A 17544-nucleotide genomic window follows, 5' to 3' on the forward strand; every position below is an offset into this window, starting at 1 on the left:
AGAGGCGCAGTTTGCCTGCAAAGGGCTAAAATCTTTCTTTTCGCCCTTTGTCTTTTTTTCAGCTTGAGACCTACACGCTGAGGTATTGATAAAATGAAGTTTTACCGAACCGGTCTGCCAATCGTTCGTGACAAAGGATGATTTGCGAGCATTGCATTTCTCATTTTCCGCACCGCTTCCTTTTCTGATGAAAAAAAATCATCCTTTGATTGAAACTGGGCTGCAAGCTCTCCTTGATCAAGAATCGCCAATTGATCACATAAGTGATAGGCTGCTGTTATATCATGTGTAATAAATAAGTAAGCCACACCCAGCTCCTTCTTTAATTCTACTAATAAATCTAAAATGACAGCCTGCGTCACCATGTCTAAGCTGCTGACAGATTCATCAAGCACAATGAGCTTTGGCTGGAGCAATAAGGCTCTAGCGATGTTGATCCTTTGCAGCTGGCCGCCGCTGAATTGGTGCGGATATTTAGACAAATCCTTTTCACCGAGCCCGACTCTTTCCAGCCAGTGAATCAGTACGTTTTTACGTTCCTTCCGGCTCATAGATTCATAGTTTTCAAGCGGCTCAGATAAAATTTGTTCGACTGTCCACCTTGGATTTACTGCCGAATAGGAATCCTGAAACACCGCTTGCACATGCCGGCGAAAATGCTTACGTGTTGGCTGATCTGCACGATAGACATCCTGACCTTCAAAAAGAACCTGTCCAGTTCTTGGTTTCTCTAAACCAAGTATGATGCGGCCAAGTGTACTTTTTCCTGCACCGCTTTGTCCCAGCAGCCCAAGGCAGGTGCCTTCTTCAATAGTTAAATCGACGCTTTTCAGAACAGGGGCTGCGCCTTTTTTTCTGACTAGAAACGACCGGCTGTTGTATGCATGACTGACTGCTTTCACTTCTAATAAATGCAAAGGACTTCTCACCTCAAATCGGACAAACAGCTGGGATGGATGGACGAGCTGCTAATAGTTTTTTTGTATAATCATGCTTTGGTTGTTCAAAAAGTTCAAGAACTCCCGCCTTTTCAACTATTTCTCCTTGTTTCATGACGACAACTTGATCTGCCATTTCAGCAATGACACCAAGATCGTGGGTAATGAGTAAAATGGCCGTTCCATGTTCATGACGAATTTGGTTCAGATGCTGAAGCACCCGTTTCTGATTGTGTACATCTAATGCGGTTGTCGGCTCATCTGCAATGATGAGGGGCGGGTGCATACAGGCAGCCATGGCAATCATGACACGCTGCAGCATCCCTCCGCTTAATTCAAAAGGATACTTATTGAACAGCTGGTCTGGCTGCGGCAGATTCATTTGCGCTAACGCATCCATTGCCTGTGCTCGTGCCTGCCTTTTACTGACAGCAGTATGCCGGCGGATGGTTTCAACCAGCTGATGACCGATTGTCCATACCGGCGTAAAGCTGTTCATTGGATTTTGCATAATATACGAGATGTCTTTGCCCCGAATGGAACGCATATCCTTCTCACTTATACCAATCAATTCTCGTCCCTGTAATGTGATACTGCCAGTGGCTTCAGTTGTTTTTCGATCAAGCATACGTAAGATCGACATACTTGTTACTGTTTTCCCGCAGCCGCTCTCACCGATTAATCCAAGAATTTGACCACGCCCTACTTCAAACGAGACTTCTTGAATAAGAGGGGTTGTCCCTTGAGGAGTTTTCGTCTGCACATGCAGGTTCTCTACTTGTAAAATGGACTCTTGCACATTGATCATTCCTTTACACACGGCGTTTGATGCCATATTTCTCTGAAAGGGCTTCTCCTAGTAAATTAAACAGAACCACCACAGCCATGATCACAAGACCTGGGTACAGCATTAACTGAGGATTCGTTTGAATGTACGACTTTCCTTCATGAATCATCGCTCCCCATTCAGGCATAGGAGGCTGAACGCCTAATCCGAGAAAGGACATCGCTGATATGTCCATAATCGCCCAGCCCATTTCAAGTGTTCCAATGACTGCTAATGGCGGCAGAACATTGGGAATCATATGCTTTCTCATAATGTTCCAATGCGAGGTCCCACTGATTTTTGCAGCTGCAATAAAGTTCTGTTCTTTTAAACTGAGCACCATTCCTCGGAAGACGCGGGCATAATACACCCATTGCACTAGCATCAAGGCAAGTACGACTTGAGAAAGTCCCGGACCGAAGATGCCGACTAATCCAAGGATCAGCACAAGGTTTGGAAATGCCATGACGCCGTCACAGATTCTCATCAATACGTGATCGATCCAGCCGCCTTTGTATCCTGAAAACAGGCCGACAATTAAACCAATGAATAACGAAGAAAGAAAGATTAATAACGCACAGCCGAGCGAAACGCGCGCACCATATAAAATACGAGATAAATTGCACCGCCCTAATTGATCTGTCCCAAGAGGATACTCCCACGAAGACCCCTTTAGCTTCATCGCTAGATTGACAGCTGCCGGATCATGCGGAGCGATCCATGGTGCACATATTGTCACAATCAGCAGGAGACCGAGCAGCAAAGCGCAGATCGAGATCATCTTTTGATGAGAGAAGAGATGTTTTACTTTTGTCATCATTGCTGGCGGCCTTCCTTTCTAGAAATACGGGGGTCTATGATCAGCTGAACTAAGTCAACGATCAAGCTGCTCAAGATAAAAATACAGGCTGACATGAGGACATAAAATTGAATGACAGGCAGATCCCGGTTAAAGATCGCTTCAATAAAAAAGCGGCCAAACCCCGGCCATGAGAAAACGGCCTCTACAATAATGGTTCCGGTTAACAGCTTGCCAAGGTTCACCCCTAGTCCGGTCAGCATCGGCGATATCGCCATTCTGAACACATGCTTGAACATGATCGATTGTTCCTTCAATCCTCTAATTCTCGCATATTGAACGAAAGGCTCTTGAAGCGCCTCACTCACACTTGACCCTAACAGCCTTGTATACGTAGCAATTAAAGGGACTGCCAATGTAATCGACGGCAGAATGAGATGCTCCCATGTTCCAATCCCTTCAACTGGTAAGAGGTCAAGCTTCACTGAAAAAAAGAAGATGAGCAAATACCCCAAGACAAACGTCGGGATAGATGCTCCTAAGAAAGAAATGAGCCGGCTCACATGATCCACGGCACCATTTTTCCTCATGCCGCTGAAAAAGCCGAGCGGAATGCTGACACAAATAGCGATCAGCAGACTGGTAAGCGCCAATTGAATTGTCGCCGGTATTCGATAAATCACCTCATCAACGACAGGCTGATTGGACATATACGACCGGCCGAAATCAAGGTGAATGACTTTTTCAATGGTATGAAGATACTGCATATAAAACGGCTCATCTAAGCCGAATTCACTTCGTTTTTGCGCTAATATTTCATCCGTAGGCTGGATATGAGCCGCTGCTAAATATGCCTCAGCCGGGTCAACTGGCGAGAGGAGAATCATACCAGTTGTGAGCAGTGTGGCTAATAAAAATACAGGAATAATTGATAGCACTCGTTTGACGATATAGCGGCCCATTTCCTTACCTTCCTTCTGTTACTTCAGCTTAATGCCTGTGAAAGGATGTTCATCACGATTTGCAGGGAATTCAAAGTCCTTCACAGCTTTTTGATAAACGGCTGTCTTTTTAAAATAAGAGATTGGCACAATTGCCCCTTGATCCTGTAAAGAGGATAAGACGGACGAATACAGTGCTTTGCGTTTCTTTTCATTTGTTGTGGATGGAATTTCCGTCATTTCTTTGATCAGCTTTTCCTTATTTGGGTAGGCTGAGATAGCTTCTTTAAATCCAAAACCATCTGATGAGAGAACGTTCATAAATGTATGCGGATCATACGGCGCTCCGTAGTTGCTAAAGAAGTTCATATCAAACTTATTGGCTTTAAAGCGCTGAACCTGTGTGGCCAAATCCACACCCTCAAGCTTAACGCCGACACCAACGGCTGCCCATTCTGCTTGCAGCGTTTCCGCCATCGCTTTTTGAATTGATTCCGCTGAGTCATACATCATACTAAACTCAAGCTTTTTCCCATCTTTTTCACGAACGGATTTTCCTTTTGGAAGTGTCCAGCCCGCTTCATCCAGCAATGCTTTGGCTTTGTCCACATCATATTTGAAAGACTTCACTTGAATGTGTGACGTATACGGCATGTTAGTCGGCAGGATGTGGTCTGCTTCATCCTCTAAACCTGAGGTGACCCCTTCTACCATTGATTTTTTATTGAAGGCATATTGAAGGGCATGACGCACTTTCTCATCTGACAGCTGATCCACTTTTGTGTTCATAACAAGCTGTCTCGTTGCAACAGGCTCTGACATTTTCGTTTCATACTTGCCGCTTGCCTCAAGCTGTTTGTAGGAATCAAGGCTAATGGTTCCTTCTCCGTAAAGTAAATCCACATCACCTTTTTCAAATGCCATGACTCTCGTTTCCGCATCTGGGATGACCTTTACCTTGATTTCTTTTACCTTTGGTTTTTCTCCCCAATAATGATTGTTTCGTTCGAAAATGGCATAATCATCTTTCTTATATGTTTTTAAAACCCAAGGGCCTGTCCCCACTGGTTTTTCAATTCCTTTTGACGTATCTCCGTTTTTAGGGAAACCTGCTTCACCTAAGAAACGAACTGGACGAACAACGGCTAATTCTTGCACAGTTGGATAATATGGTGCTGTTAATGTGAGTTTAAATGTCTTTTTATCAACGGCTTCTGTCTTTTTGATTTTCTTAATGACACCTAACCAGCTATGTAAATCTTTATTTTTTAAAATCGTATCGAAGTTCTTTTTGACAATGTCCGCATTAAATTTAGAGCCGTCTGAGAATGTCACTCCGTCTCTTAAATGGAACGTATACACTTTGCCATCCTTTGAAACATCCCATGATTTCGCTAATTCAGGTTTCAGCTTACCATTCTTTTGATAGCTGACCAATGGCTCATAAATCATTGATTGCGCAAATAATTGTGATGGGTTGTATACGTGTGGATTCATTTCACCAATATCTCTTGGCCACGCCATTGTGATCATATCAGGATGATCCTTATTGCCTTCTGCTCCATTGTTTGTTTGAGAGCATCCTACTAGTAAAAAGAAAATAAGCAGGAATGGTAATGCTGAATTTATTTTAATTTTCGGAAAATTTCTCCAAATAGACATAAGTTGTTCCTCCTAATTGATGCTGATAATCATTTTCATTTTAAGGAGGAAGGCACCTGTTGTCAATATCATATTTGATACGAAATGACAACACTTATTCCTATTTATTCCATAAATTGAGGAATTTGATAGAAAGAGAGGCAGGCTGCTTACGAATGAGCAGCCTGTGAAGAGGTAAATGTTTTTTCTCGCAGCATGTCATGGAGTATATGGATGATACGCTCCTGATCTGCATCTGTCATGCTCGTTCCAGACGGAAGACAAAGCCCCCGCTCAAATAACAGCTCAGATACAGGAGTGCCTTTTTCCGCAGTATAAAAAGGGCAATGACGAAAGAGCGGCTGCTGGTGCAGCGGCTTCCATACACGCCTTGCTTCGATTTGTTCTTTTTCTAAAGCACCAATGATATCTGCTGGAGACAATTGTGTGTCACGATCAATGGTCAAGGCCGTCAGCCAGCGGTTGGATTTCGTTTCTTGATATTCTGGCATCAAATGAAGACCCTCTGATTTTGATAAAGCGTCCTGATAACGCTGGAAAATGCGGCGCTTTTGTTCAACACGCTCGTCCAGCACTTCCATTTGAGCAATCCCGACCCCTGCTAAGAGGTTGCTCATGCGATAGTTGTATCCCATCTCTTGATGCTCATAGTGCATCGCTTGTTCTCTGGCCTGTGAAGCAAGAAAGCGGCATCGTTCAATCGCAGCTTCATCATCACTCACAAGCATTCCGCCCCCTGATGTTGTAATGATTTTATTTCCATTAAAAGAATAGATACCGAACCTGCCCATTGAGCCGCTTTTTCTTCCTTTATAAAGCGCGCCTAACGATTCAGCCGCATCCTCAATGACTGGTACATCATATGCTTCACACAAAGCCATGATCTCGTCCATTTTTGCACTTTGCCCATATAAATGGACAACGATGACCGCGCGAGGTTTTTTACCAAGACGTTTTGATTCAACAAAGGCTTTCTCTAAAGCAAGCGGGCACATATTCCATGTCTCCCTTTCAGAATCAATAAAAACGGGCTCCGCTTGTTCATATAAAATCGGATTTGCCGTTGCAACAAACGTGAGGGTGGAACAAAAGACAATGTCTCCTTTTTGTACACCTATCAGCTTTAAAGCAAGGTGAATCGCTGCTGTTCCTGAAGATAAAGCCGCTCCTGACTTCACTCCTGCATAGTCCGCCACTGCCTGTTCAAATTCATTCACAAGCGGTCCAAGCGGCGCAATCCAGTTGCTCTTGAAGGCTTCCTCTATTTTGAGAGACTCTTTTCCGCTCATATGCGGAGGAGATAAGTAAATTCGCTTCCTTTCTTTCATCACTTCCCACCTTCTCTCCGGTCTTTGATTTCAATTGCAGGAATTCCTACAGCGACCTTATGATCATGTATATCTCTTGTCACAGCCGCTCCAGCGCCAATGACCGTCCAGCTTCCGATCGTTGTACCGGGTGTCACCACGGCACCAGCCCCAATATGGGCACCTTCCCGCACGGAAACACCGCCAGTCAGCACCGCGCCTGGTGACAGGTGCACAAACGATTCGAGTTTGCAGTCATGCTCGACGATAGACCCTGTATTTATAATCGTATGCTCACCGATGGCTGCATCTGCTTGAACCACTGCCCTTGCCATCACGACAGTCCCCCTTCCAATGACAGCTGACGGACTCATCACCGCCTCTGGGTGAATGAGTGTGGCAAATGCTGTATTTTCAAATGAGAGGCGTTCCTTGATGAGCTGTCTGATCTCATTTTGTCCGATCGCAATCAGCCATTTCATAAGAGGCATTGTCTCTCTCAGCTGCTCACTCATGGAGATCGGTCCATACAAAATCCCGCTTTGAGTGACCGCCTCTTCAAATTGATCATCTAACACCGCACATAATGAGTAATCGGCATGTGCAAAAATGAGATCTTGGATGACTTTGCTATGTCCTCCGGCCCCAATTAAACCAATGGTTTTCTTCTTATATATCGGTTCCTTTGAATTTTTCAGCTGTGGCATGATCCGGCTGCTGCACCCCCTCTGTTTTCATGACCTTCAGCAAGGTCATCCATAAAATTTTCATATCGAGCCAAAACGATTGATGCTCGACATACCAAAGATCATAGGTGAATTTCTCCTCCCAGGTAAGCTTGTTCCGGCCGTTCACCTGTGCCCATCCTGTTATGCCTGGCTTCACAAGATGACGCCTTGCTTGTTCTTCTGTATACATAGGCAAATACTCCATCAAAAGCGGTCTTGGCCCTACAAGACTAAGCTCTCCTTTGAGTACATTGACAAGCTGCGGCAATTCATCAAGACTAAGCTTTCGAATCAAGGCGCCGGTTTTTGTTAATCGCAGATGATCTGGCAGCAGCACCCCATGTTCATCGCGTTCATCGGTCATCGTCCGAAATTTATATAGCATAAAAGGCCGGCCATACAGACCAGGCCGCTTCTGCCGAAACACCACAGGCGTTCCAATTTTCCATCTAATCAGTCCATAGATGAGAAGAAAAAGAAGACTGCCTGCGATGAGCAGCGTCAATGCCACCGTCACATCTATCATTCTTTTCATCATTGCATCTCCTTTTCATATTAGCGGGAGACCGCATGTTTTACCTTACGCATCAGCTGCATCCGCTCTCGTTTCGTTCCTGCAAACAGATACAAGTAGCCCATATAGAGAATGAAACAAAGCCCGCCAATACAAAACAGCTCCCACCATGAAGTCACGTTATATACCGCCTGAATCCCCGCACAGATGCCCCAAATAAATAGCCCTCCAGCAAGTGGAACCAGTGTATGCTTGTAAAAGATAGTGCGTTTCTGATTCGTGATCCTGGCTGTATAAAATGGCAGAAACACAATATTTTTAATCAATAAAACCATTGCCCCCGCTGATGCAATGCCATATAAACCAAGCTGCAGCATATGAGTCAATCCATAGGCAAAAAGCACATTAGAGACACCTAATATAAGGGTGACAACTGCAGGAACTTTCAATCGATTAAACACAGTCGGCACATATGTGAGCGGTAAAAACATCAAGGTCAAACATAAATAAGCCGCATGAATCATAAGAAGCCATTTCAGTTCTTCAAAGGCAGGCCCAAGCCATAAAAGCATGAGCGGACCAGCGAGACCTCCTAGAAGTGCGGCTGGGAACGCAACAAATAAGCCGCTCCACTTAATGGCGTTTGCAGCATATTGAATGAGTCCCTCTTTGTCCTGATTCGAATAAAATTTCGTAATCGTTGGTGCAAACACAACGGCCAGTGTCCCTGCCAGTGTGCGTAATAATAATGGAAACTGTAAAATTGCCGCATACTGGCCCGTCGCTTCCGCTCCAATGAGCAAGTTGGTCATCAATAAATCAATTTGTAAAAACAACAAAATCCCCATTTGCTCAAATGAATGCCAGACCCCTGATCGAACAAGAGTGAGACTAGACGATAATGAGACGTGCCGCCACTTGAACGAAAACCAAGGGATGAGTTTCTTAAAATAATAGATACCGATTCCCATAGCCGCTAAGCTTCCAATGACGGCCGCAAGCGGGATATGCCAAATGGCTGGTGTCGTCCATGTAAACAGGATGACAATCATCAGCGCCCTCAAAAACATTTGAATCGCCTGTCCAACACTTGATACATAGAGCTTATTTGCATAAAACGGTGCAGCCCCAATGCCAGACATGACGAAATTGAGCATAAATAAAAGACCCCCTAAAATAAAGGCAGTCTGTGTGTCTTTCGCGAGATGAACAGGCACATGAAGCCACTCAACCAGCTGTTGAGACATGAAAAGACAAAGCAAAAAGAGACTGATCGATAGTAAAAACGAACTGACGAAATAGGAAGCGAGATAGCGCTGCGCCTTCTCCATCTCTCCTTTATGAGCCGCCACAGAAAAAAATCGCACAACAACCGCACTTAACGAAGCCGTAATGACCGATAAATAGTTGATCATATTTTGCGTCAGATGGATTAAGCCGAATGCTTCTACCCCAAGCGTATGAACAATATAAGGTGTTAAACAAACAGACATGAGCATCATTAGAACAAACGTGATTAAGTTCGCACTGGCATTGTAAAGAAACGCTCGATTCATTGTGCTTTCACGCAGCGTTTAAGAGCCCTCATCCAGCTTCCTCTCCCTTTTGACCGCTTGTTTTCATCAGCTGATGAACGGCCTCTTTCACAGCGGCCTCATTTGGTTCTTTTAAAAGGGTCATAAACGGAAGGTGAGCCACCCACTCAAATCCCTCCATCACCTTATGATCAAACGATCTAAGGACAACACACGGTGTATGAGTGATCGCACAAAAGATCATGCCATGCAGACGATCTGTCACGACGACCTGCGCTTGTTTTAACTCCGTCCACAAAGACGTTAACTCCTTCAAGCGAGTTGTTCGATCGACTCGTCTGCCAATTGTCGTTGTGATTAAACCGACTTGATCATATGTCTCTTGGATATGCTGCTGCAGCTGCTGGCGCTCCTTCTTTGTGAGATACGCTTCTTGATCCTCACGCAGACAAAGCAGAACCCCTTCACGTGTTTCATCCTTTAATGATTCGTCTAATGACAGCACCATATCAGGCTGTTTCCACACATCTTGATCAGGAAAATGAAGCTTCATCCATTCATAGGTTGTTTGATCTCTTGCCATGAGGAGCAATCTTGGATGCTGATTATACGTATAAATGGCGCGGCGCTCCTCTCGTTTCCCTCTCTTTGTTTCTGTAAAATGTACAGTAGCAGGCAGCTGGATCATGGGATAGGACTTGAAGGTCTTGATGATAAATTGTCTCGTCCATTCTTCGTACCGGTATAAATCCCCCATATTGCCCCCGCCGATCATACAGACGATGTCTTCTGGATGCCGGCTGCGCTTTAGCGGACGGGCAAGGCGATAGATCTCTTTCATGTCCACTTCTATGATGTCATAGGCTGGAAAGTGTTTCTTTAAAAAACAATAACTCGCATAGGCAATCGCATGATCCCCTAAATTATCATGGCCCGGCAGCAGCGTGAGAATGATTTTCTTCTGATGACTCAGCTCTGGCAGCCTTTGGCGGCTCAGTCTATACTCAAGCGGATATTTGACCTTTAAGAGCAGCCACTCTGCGGTTTTTGCCTTCAATTGCTGCACTGTCAATCCCATCACCCCTATTTCCTTGTCTGATATTCGATCCATTTTTGATAGCTTGATGCCGCAGCAGAAAGCGGATAAATCAATCGGCACTTAGCAAGAAATAAAATCATTCGCTTTCGAACCGTGAGCTTCGATAGTTCCACCTGTTTGACGGCATGCTGAAAAGCATCATGTGTGACCATTTCACGCATGTGATCAAGCTTTTCCTGAATAGAGAGATCATTTTGGCTCTTCCATTCGTTGAGCATACAATGAAGCGTATGATTGACGATAAAAAAGTCTAATGCTTTCTCATACAGAGAGATGTCATCATGCTCTTTTAAAAAAGAGCGCTGTGCATGATAAAAGGTCAGTCCATGAAGAAAATACTGCTTCTGATATCGCTGTACAATAGATGACAGATGAACCCTGTAATAATAAAGGGGCTCATGAACAAAGGCGATGCTGCGTGATAAAGAAAAACAGCGCAGCGTCACATATTGATCTTCAATGTTCTCAAGTTCACCCCGCAGCGGAAATCGAATGTGGTGTTCCTCCATAAAGGCACGCCGATACAGCTTATTCCATGAGAATCCAGTCAAGTCTCCGTGTAATAACGCTTTGATTAAATCCGTTTTTTCGGCTGAGCGCTTGTCTAACAGCGTCGTTGCTATCGTTCGCTTTGACTGTTCAAATTGAATCCAATACTCGCTCACAACAAGATCTGCACCGGTCATTTCGGCTTTTTCATACATAGCTTCACAGTAATGAGGAGCGAGAATATCATCTGAATCCACAAAGGCGAGATACGTCCCTTTCGCTTCCTCGATGCCCCGGTTTCTCACAGCGCCTAACCCTTGATTGGATTGATGGATTACCCGGAAACGCTCATCACGCTCAGCAAATGCTTCAAGCCATTCACCGCTGCGGTCGGTCGATCCATCATTGATAAGAATAACTTCTATATCGGAAAAGCTTTGATCTGCAATTGATTGAAGACATTGCTCCACATATTGACTCGTATTGTAAACTGCGACCAATAGACTGATAGCTGGCATTACAGCATGCCCCACCTTTCTTCAAATCTACTTTGTAAAAATCGTTCTATACGGCAAAACCGAAGAATCGAACGGCATCAGCATGATGCTGTACAGAATATAGCAAACAGCAATCCCTACATACATAAACACATTAGACCGCTGATCAAAAATGCGTGTGAAATATGGCAGTAAAATGAGCTGATACAAGCCAAAATAAATATGAAATCTTGCATAAATGACATCCTTCGTTGCAAGGATGCCAAACAAGAAACCAAGCAAACAAAAATTCACAATGTAATCACTCTCAGGCGTCAGCTCACGAAGTCGTTTTCGATAAAAAAAAGCAAGCAGAAGCGGTAAAATCAAGACACCGATTTTTGTCACATTCATTCCATTCGTATTCGTTGTGAGCCACTCCTCGTAATGACCATATGAACTGCCTTGCAGCATCACGACAAACACCGAGACAAAACGGTCATAAAGAGCGGTTAAGCCTAAGAACACCAGGCATAAGACCAGCATCATCCAAGACCAAGCCTTTGTTCTCACAATAAAATACACAGGAATCATGATGAGAGCGGATGAATGAAACAATGAACATACAAGGACGAGCGGAAAATACAATTTCCACTGTCCATTGATCACCAACCGAATGGCGTAAAAGAGGATCGCTGCCACCATATACTGACGCATGCCATTAAATGACGCATAATAATGAAAGGTCCCAAGAAAAAGCAGCATACTCAGCTCAAATGGACGGCCATATTGAATAAGCGTCTTGATGATAAAAAAATAAGTAATGGCTCCGACTGAGATATACATGATTTGCGGATCATGAGACAGTTGATTAAGCATCCATAAAATAAACGTAAACCCTGGATCCGTTGCGGCCTTATCCACACCGAATCCAAATATATGCCAAGGCTTTTCGTAATTGATGGAGAACTCATACATCTGGCCATATGTGACAAAATCGGTTCCTACTTTATACCGAATACCAGCTACGATACAAAGAAACAGAAACGGAAAAAACACCAGAAGCTTATTAGGCCGCCATCCGCTTTGAATGGTATCATCACGCCTGCCGTAGAATGCGGCAAAGCTCGACCATAAATAGACCATGATCATGTTCACCAAATAAACCGCCATCTGCTCTTCCTTCCTTACAGTCCGTATAGATTCATCACACGTGTAATATTCTGTTTCACATCAAATCCTCTTTTTTCAAGCTGAGAGGTAATGGTCTCTTGAAGAGGAGGTTCTGCATGATATGCTTCAAGCACCGCCTTCATCCATTCATGCGCGGAATCTCGCAGCGACTTCCTTTTCACAAGCCCGCAGCCTAAATCTACTTCCTCTGTAATATGATCTGAAATCACACAAGGCAGACCAGACGCCTGTGCTTCCACTAATACAAGCGGAAGACCTTCAAACAAGGAAGGCATCACAAATACATCAAATGCTTTCATATACTGCGGAACGTCTGATACGACGCCTGTAAAGACAACGTCATCCATCAAGCCTGCCTTCTCCGCATACGATTCGACTACTTGCTTCAGCGGTCCATCCCCTACGAGGACAAGCTGAAATGAAACTCCTTGCTTCTTTAAGGTCTGTGCCAACTCCATAAAAAAAACATGATTTTTTTGCTCATGGAACCGCCCAATATGACCGATGACCATGTTTTTTTCGCGAAGATGGAGGTGCTTTTTGATCTCCGCCTTTTCGTCTGGATCAGGCCGAAAAAAAAGGGATAAATCTATCCCATTTGGCAGCACCTCAACTTGCCCGTTCTGCATTTTTTTCTGTCCAAATAAAAAGACACCGGCATCCTCGCCGCATGCAACAAGCTGTGTAGAGAATGTAAAGATCAGCTGGCGAAACCCTTTGAGCATCATATGATCCAGCCAGTTTGGCGACGGCTTCCACGCTGTATTATGTGAATGGCAAATGCGCACCTTCACCCCCGCTAGTTTGGCAGCAAGTGCGGAGAATCCTGTCTGAAAATCCGTATGTGCATGCACTGCCTGATAGGGCCCTGTTTGCCTAATTGTCTTGGTCAATGTTTTCACAAAAGCAACCAGAGAGGACGCCCCAATACTTGGGACGTAAAAGATGCGTCCCCCAAGCCGGCGAATTTCCTCATCATAATCACAGACGTCCTGCCGGTGGGTAATGAAATCAAATTGAAGGACATTCCTGTCGAGTGCACGATAAATGTTCATAATCATCGTTTCAGCTCCGCCGCGGTTCATCCCGCCCACAATATGAAGCACGCGCTTTGGCTCACTCATCCCGAACCGCCCTCCTCTTCAGCATAGACGACGCCAGCTTCCGGCGATGATAAAGCTTCATGATCTTCGGTGACAAGAAGGCACGGACCACTGGCTTTAGAGCAAATAAATAGTCAAGCGGCGACAGCTTTAATAGCCAGCATGCTTTCAAAACGAGCCAGGCATTATCTATCGAATATCGAAACTTCCGCCGCTGAAAAGCCGCATCATCCTCTCTCACCAGATATAACGGCTCTTGTAAATTAAAGCCTTTTCTCCCAGCAGCAAAAAAGCGGATCCAAAGATCGATATCTTCCATCCGCCTTGTTGTTTTCACAGAGCGATATCCATGTAAAGCCTTGTAAGCAGAAGCCCTCATCATAATGGTCCCATGACAAAAAGGAGTCCCTCTTGCCATCACCTTCCGATCGGGCTCTGAAACAAGTGCCCGTACACCCTTTGTTCCCGATTCATCAAAAACTGTCATCGCCGTACCAACCACATCATATTCAGGATATGTATCGAGGAAATGAACCTGTTTTTCTAAACGAACAGGCACAGAAATGTCGTCGCCATCCTGCCTTGCAATCAACTCTCCCCTCGCTTCAGCCAGGCAGCGATTGAGACTGGCAGCGAGTCTTTGATTTTGTTTATTGCGGATCAGGCGGATTCTTTCAGGATGTCGTTTTGTATAAGACAGCACTTTCTCATAAGTGCCATCTGTTGATGCGTCATCACATATGATGAGCTCCCAGTTTTCATATGTTTGATGAAGAATAGATTCAATGCTTTCTTCTACTGTCTCTTGGCAATTGTAGACGCCCATGATCATAGACACCTTTGGTTTATGCATGCTGTATCACCTTCTCTGCTTGATCCATATAGATTGTATAAATTTCTTCCATTGCACTGACCGTCTGCTCCTGTGCAAATGCATGAGCCATAGAGCGTCCCGCTTTTCCCATGAGAGGCAGCTGATCTTTTTTGTCGTAGAGCTGCTGCAAGTAATCAGCTAAACTATTCACATCTTGCGGTTTAACTAAAAAACCATTGACGTCATGTTTGACAAGCTCACAATGTCCTCTATTCTCCGTTGCGATCACAGGTTTTTCTGCCGACATCGCTTCAAGCAGGTTCATTCCGAGCCCTTCTCTCAAGCTGGTGGAAACACATACATCGCTTATATGCATCCATTCCTCTATTTGTTTGCAGAACCCAGCAAAGTGGACATGATTTTCAAGATGGAGCTGGCGGGTAAGCTTTTCATAGTTCGGCCTCATTGTCCCTTCCCCCGCAAACACGATTTTTATATTTGGTATTTTCCTAGACAGCTGCGCACATGCTTTGATGAGCATCCCTTGATTTTTATTCGTATTTAATTCACCAGCACACAGCACGATAAAATCTTCCGAGGAAAAGCCATAGGCTGCGCGAAGGCGCTGCTTCTCTTTTTCATCGACAGGTGCGAACCGTTTCATATCCACACCCATACCGGGCACATAATAAACAGATGTCCGCTCTTTTAATAGACGGTCGGCTCTTTTAAAATCTTCTCCATTAATGGTGATCAGAGCGTCTGTATAGCGGGCTAGAAATCTCTCTATTGGATAATAGAGCAGCCAGTTTTGAAGCGGCGCCCCCTGCCAAAAGTGAAAGCCATGTGCCGTGTAGAGAACCTTCGTTCCTTTTTTGCGCGTACCTTTGGCTGCGAGCCTGCCAATGACACTTCCCATTGGTGTGTGGCAATGGATGAAATCATAGTGCTCTTTTGCTAACAGGTTCTTCAGTTCTACATACGCAAGCCGGTTGCGTACATGAAAAGGAGAGCGCTGAATCGGAATTGAGTGAGCTTGATTCACATAGGGCAGCTTCAGCTGGCCGTTTGCCGCTGTATGCACTTCCCATCCTTGTTCCTGAAACCACCGGAAATACGGAAGATGAAAGGCTTTAAAGTGATAATCAACCGTTGCGCAAAACAAGACTTTTTTCTTCATTGACAAGCGGCTCCTCCTCTCGTTTCATCTGTTCGGACAACATATCATGTGACTCAATGGCAGCAAATAATGCTTGTCTCATCTGCTCTTCGCTCATCATGTCAAATTCATGGATAAAGCGGTTCAGCACATATGGGTCACCATCCAGCGCATGGCCGATATGAATTTTCGGGAAGATTTGCTCCTGTGCTTTTTCATGCTGGTTGAGTAATTCCTCGTACATTTTCTCTCCAGGACGAATGCCTGTGAAAGTGATCGGAATCTGGTCTGTGGTGTAGCCTGAGAGGTGAATGAGGTTTTCTGCGAGGTCCACGATTTTCACTGGCTCCCCCATATCTAAAACAAAAATCTGTCTTCCTTCTGCCAGTGCACCTGCCTGAATCACAAGCCTTGATGCTTCTGGGATGGTCATAAAATATCTTGTCATGGCTGGGTGCGTGACCGTCACCGGCCCGCCTTGCTCGATTTGTTTCTTAAAAATAGGGATGACGCTCCCTCTGCTTCCGAGTACGTTTCCAAATCGAACGGCGACAAATTTTGTTTCACTGCTTGCCCCCATTTGCATGATCAGCATTTCAGCAAACCGCTTAGTAGCTCCCATCACATTAGCAGGGTTGACCGCTTTGTCAGATGAGATGAGGACGAATGTTTCAATACCGTGCTCGTGTGCGGCTTCTGCGACATTTTTTGTCCCGATAATATTGTTTTTCACGGCTTCTTTCGGACTGATCTCCATGAGCGGAACATGCTTATGTGCCGCAGCATGATAAATCATATCCGGCTGAAATTGACCAACGATTTCACTCATTTTCTGTTTATCTTGAATATCCGCAATTTGTGGATAGAGTCTGATGCTGCCTCCATATAATTCTTTCAGCTCTAGTAAAATAGAATGAATGCTAAATTCTCCATGTCCCACAAGTACAATCGCTTGAGGAGCAAACACACAAATTTGACGGCAGATTTCTGATCCAATTGATCCGCCTGCCCCTGTGACCATGATTGTTTTTCCCTTTAAATGAGCAGATAGACAGCTCGTATCTAATTGAATCGGTTCTCTCCCTAGTAAATCCTCTGGCTGTACATCCCGTAATTGATTCAGCGCATGGGTTCCTTTTAAAATCTGCTCCATTTCCGGCATGATCTGTGTTTTGACTCCGGTCGCGACACATTCCTTATACAGCCCTTTTAAGGTGTGGCTGCTTTTGGACGGAATGGCGATGATGATCTTCTGAATATCCATCATGACGACAGCTGTTTGAATTTGTTCTTTTCCTCCTATGACAGGCAGACCCATAATTTCAAGCCGATGTTTCGTCTTGTCATCATCGATGAAGGCGACTGGCTCAATATGTACATCACTCGATTGCTGAAGCTGACGAACGAGCATGGTCCCCGCTGATCCGGCGCCAATAATTAATGCCCGCTCTTTTTCTGCTTGAAGCCGTTTTGCCCCATCATGAAATAGCCTAGAAGCCATACGAGATGCACCGATGAATAAGATATGAAAAAGCCACACGATGAATAAAAACCGAAATGGCCATGTCTGCACGAAAAGGTACAGCATCGTCATCGAAAATAAAAAAGAACACACAAAGGTCTTCATTAAAGAAAATAACTCTCTTACTCCTGTATAAGCCCATACTTGCTTGTACACATGAAACATGCAGGCAAATATATGGTGCCCAATGAGCAGACTGAGTGAAGAAATGGCGAGCATTTCAAATGTATAAACGGTTAAAGCCGCCTCTTGGACAAATTGAAAACCAAAAAAGACGGCAACTAAGATGAGATATGAATCTAGTGCTACGATGATTGATAATCTTTGGGCGTAAGTCAACGCTCCTCCCCCTTTTTAAAGCATCACTATTCTTACGTAACATGGGCATCAAACCCGTCCTCACATCCCACTACTGATGACGAGCATCTAAGGCACGGT

The 17544-nt window shown here is 44.6% G+C and carries 16 protein-coding genes; all 16 read right to left on the reverse strand.

From position 1 onward, the window contains the following. Positions 1-101: 101 nt before the first annotated feature. Positions 102-917: a nickel import ATP-binding protein NikE gene (nikE, locus tag NSS65_RS16375; RefSeq protein ID WP_326135273.1), complete on the reverse strand. Its 816-nt coding sequence runs from the start codon at positions 915-917 to the stop codon at positions 102-104. 13 nt (positions 918-930) lie between these two features. After that, positions 931-1746 (reverse strand): nickel import ATP-binding protein NikD, encoded by an 816-nt coding sequence (nikD, locus tag NSS65_RS16380; RefSeq protein WP_170825849.1) that lies wholly within the window; start codon positions 1744-1746, stop codon positions 931-933. Between the two features lie 4 nt (positions 1747-1750). After that, a complete protein-coding gene (nikC, locus tag NSS65_RS16385; protein WP_070326035.1) occupies positions 1751-2584 on the reverse strand; it encodes a nickel ABC transporter permease subunit NikC in 834 nt (277 codons plus the stop codon). Beyond that, complete coding sequence (nikB, locus tag NSS65_RS16390) at positions 2581-3525, reverse strand: nickel ABC transporter permease subunit NikB (protein WP_326135272.1); 945 nt, start codon at positions 3523-3525, stop codon at positions 2581-2583. The genes nikC and nikB overlap by 4 nt, the downstream gene beginning before the upstream one ends. An 18-nt stretch (positions 3526-3543) precedes the next feature. Next, positions 3544-5166 (reverse strand): nickel ABC transporter substrate-binding protein, encoded by a 1623-nt coding sequence (gene nikA, locus NSS65_RS16395; RefSeq protein WP_111926760.1) that lies wholly within the window; start codon positions 5164-5166, stop codon positions 3544-3546. Positions 5167-5315: 149 nt separating this feature from the next. Beyond that, positions 5316-6494 (reverse strand): aminotransferase class I/II-fold pyridoxal phosphate-dependent enzyme, encoded by a 1179-nt coding sequence (locus NSS65_RS16400; protein WP_070326037.1) that lies wholly within the window; start codon positions 6492-6494, stop codon positions 5316-5318. Then, on the reverse strand, positions 6494-7180 hold the full coding sequence (locus tag NSS65_RS16405) for an acetyltransferase (RefSeq protein WP_326135271.1): 687 nt from the start codon (positions 7178-7180) through the stop codon (positions 6494-6496). The genes NSS65_RS16400 and NSS65_RS16405 overlap by 1 nt, the downstream gene beginning before the upstream one ends. Next, complete coding sequence (locus NSS65_RS16410; RefSeq protein WP_080943491.1) at positions 7143-7736, reverse strand: sugar transferase; 594 nt, start codon at positions 7734-7736, stop codon at positions 7143-7145. The genes NSS65_RS16405 and NSS65_RS16410 overlap by 38 nt, the downstream gene beginning before the upstream one ends. 20 nt (positions 7737-7756) lie before the next feature. Then, positions 7757-9271 carry an MATE family efflux transporter gene (locus NSS65_RS16415; RefSeq protein ID WP_326135270.1) on the reverse strand — a complete coding sequence of 505 codons (1515 nt, stop codon included), beginning with the start codon at positions 9269-9271 and terminating at the stop codon, positions 7757-7759. Positions 9272-9299: 28 nt separating this feature from the next. After that, positions 9300-10322 carry a polysaccharide pyruvyl transferase family protein gene (locus NSS65_RS16420; protein ID WP_326135349.1) on the reverse strand — a complete coding sequence of 341 codons (1023 nt, stop codon included), beginning with the start codon at positions 10320-10322 and terminating at the stop codon, positions 9300-9302. Between the two features lie 11 nt (positions 10323-10333). After that, on the reverse strand, positions 10334-11356 hold the full coding sequence (locus NSS65_RS16425) for a glycosyltransferase (protein ID WP_326135269.1): 1023 nt from the start codon (positions 11354-11356) through the stop codon (positions 10334-10336). Positions 11357-11383: 27 nt separating this feature from the next. Continuing rightward, entirely contained in the window at positions 11384-12487 is a 1104-nt protein-coding gene (locus NSS65_RS16430) for an EpsG family protein (RefSeq protein WP_120207724.1), read from the reverse strand. 14 nt (positions 12488-12501) lie between these two features. Then, positions 12502-13632, reverse strand: coding sequence for a glycosyltransferase family 1 protein (locus NSS65_RS16435; RefSeq protein WP_326135268.1), 1131 nt, complete (start codon positions 13630-13632; stop codon positions 12502-12504). Then, on the reverse strand, positions 13625-14464 hold the full coding sequence (locus NSS65_RS16440) for a glycosyltransferase (protein WP_034280992.1): 840 nt from the start codon (positions 14462-14464) through the stop codon (positions 13625-13627). The genes NSS65_RS16435 and NSS65_RS16440 overlap by 8 nt, the downstream gene beginning before the upstream one ends. Continuing rightward, positions 14457-15605: a glycosyltransferase family 4 protein gene (locus NSS65_RS16445; RefSeq protein WP_326135267.1), complete on the reverse strand. Its 1149-nt coding sequence runs from the start codon at positions 15603-15605 to the stop codon at positions 14457-14459. Before NSS65_RS16445 ends, NSS65_RS16440 begins: the two co-directional genes overlap by 8 nt. Then, complete coding sequence (locus tag NSS65_RS16450; protein WP_326135266.1) at positions 15571-17445, reverse strand: nucleoside-diphosphate sugar epimerase/dehydratase; 1875 nt, start codon at positions 17443-17445, stop codon at positions 15571-15573. The genes NSS65_RS16445 and NSS65_RS16450 overlap by 35 nt, the downstream gene beginning before the upstream one ends. Between the last annotated feature and the right edge of the window lie 99 nt (positions 17446-17544).

This window comes from Bacillus sp. FSL K6-1006 (assembly GCF_038593175.1).
Classification (GTDB): domain Bacteria; phylum Bacillota; class Bacilli; order Bacillales; family Bacillaceae; genus Bacillus; species Bacillus safensis.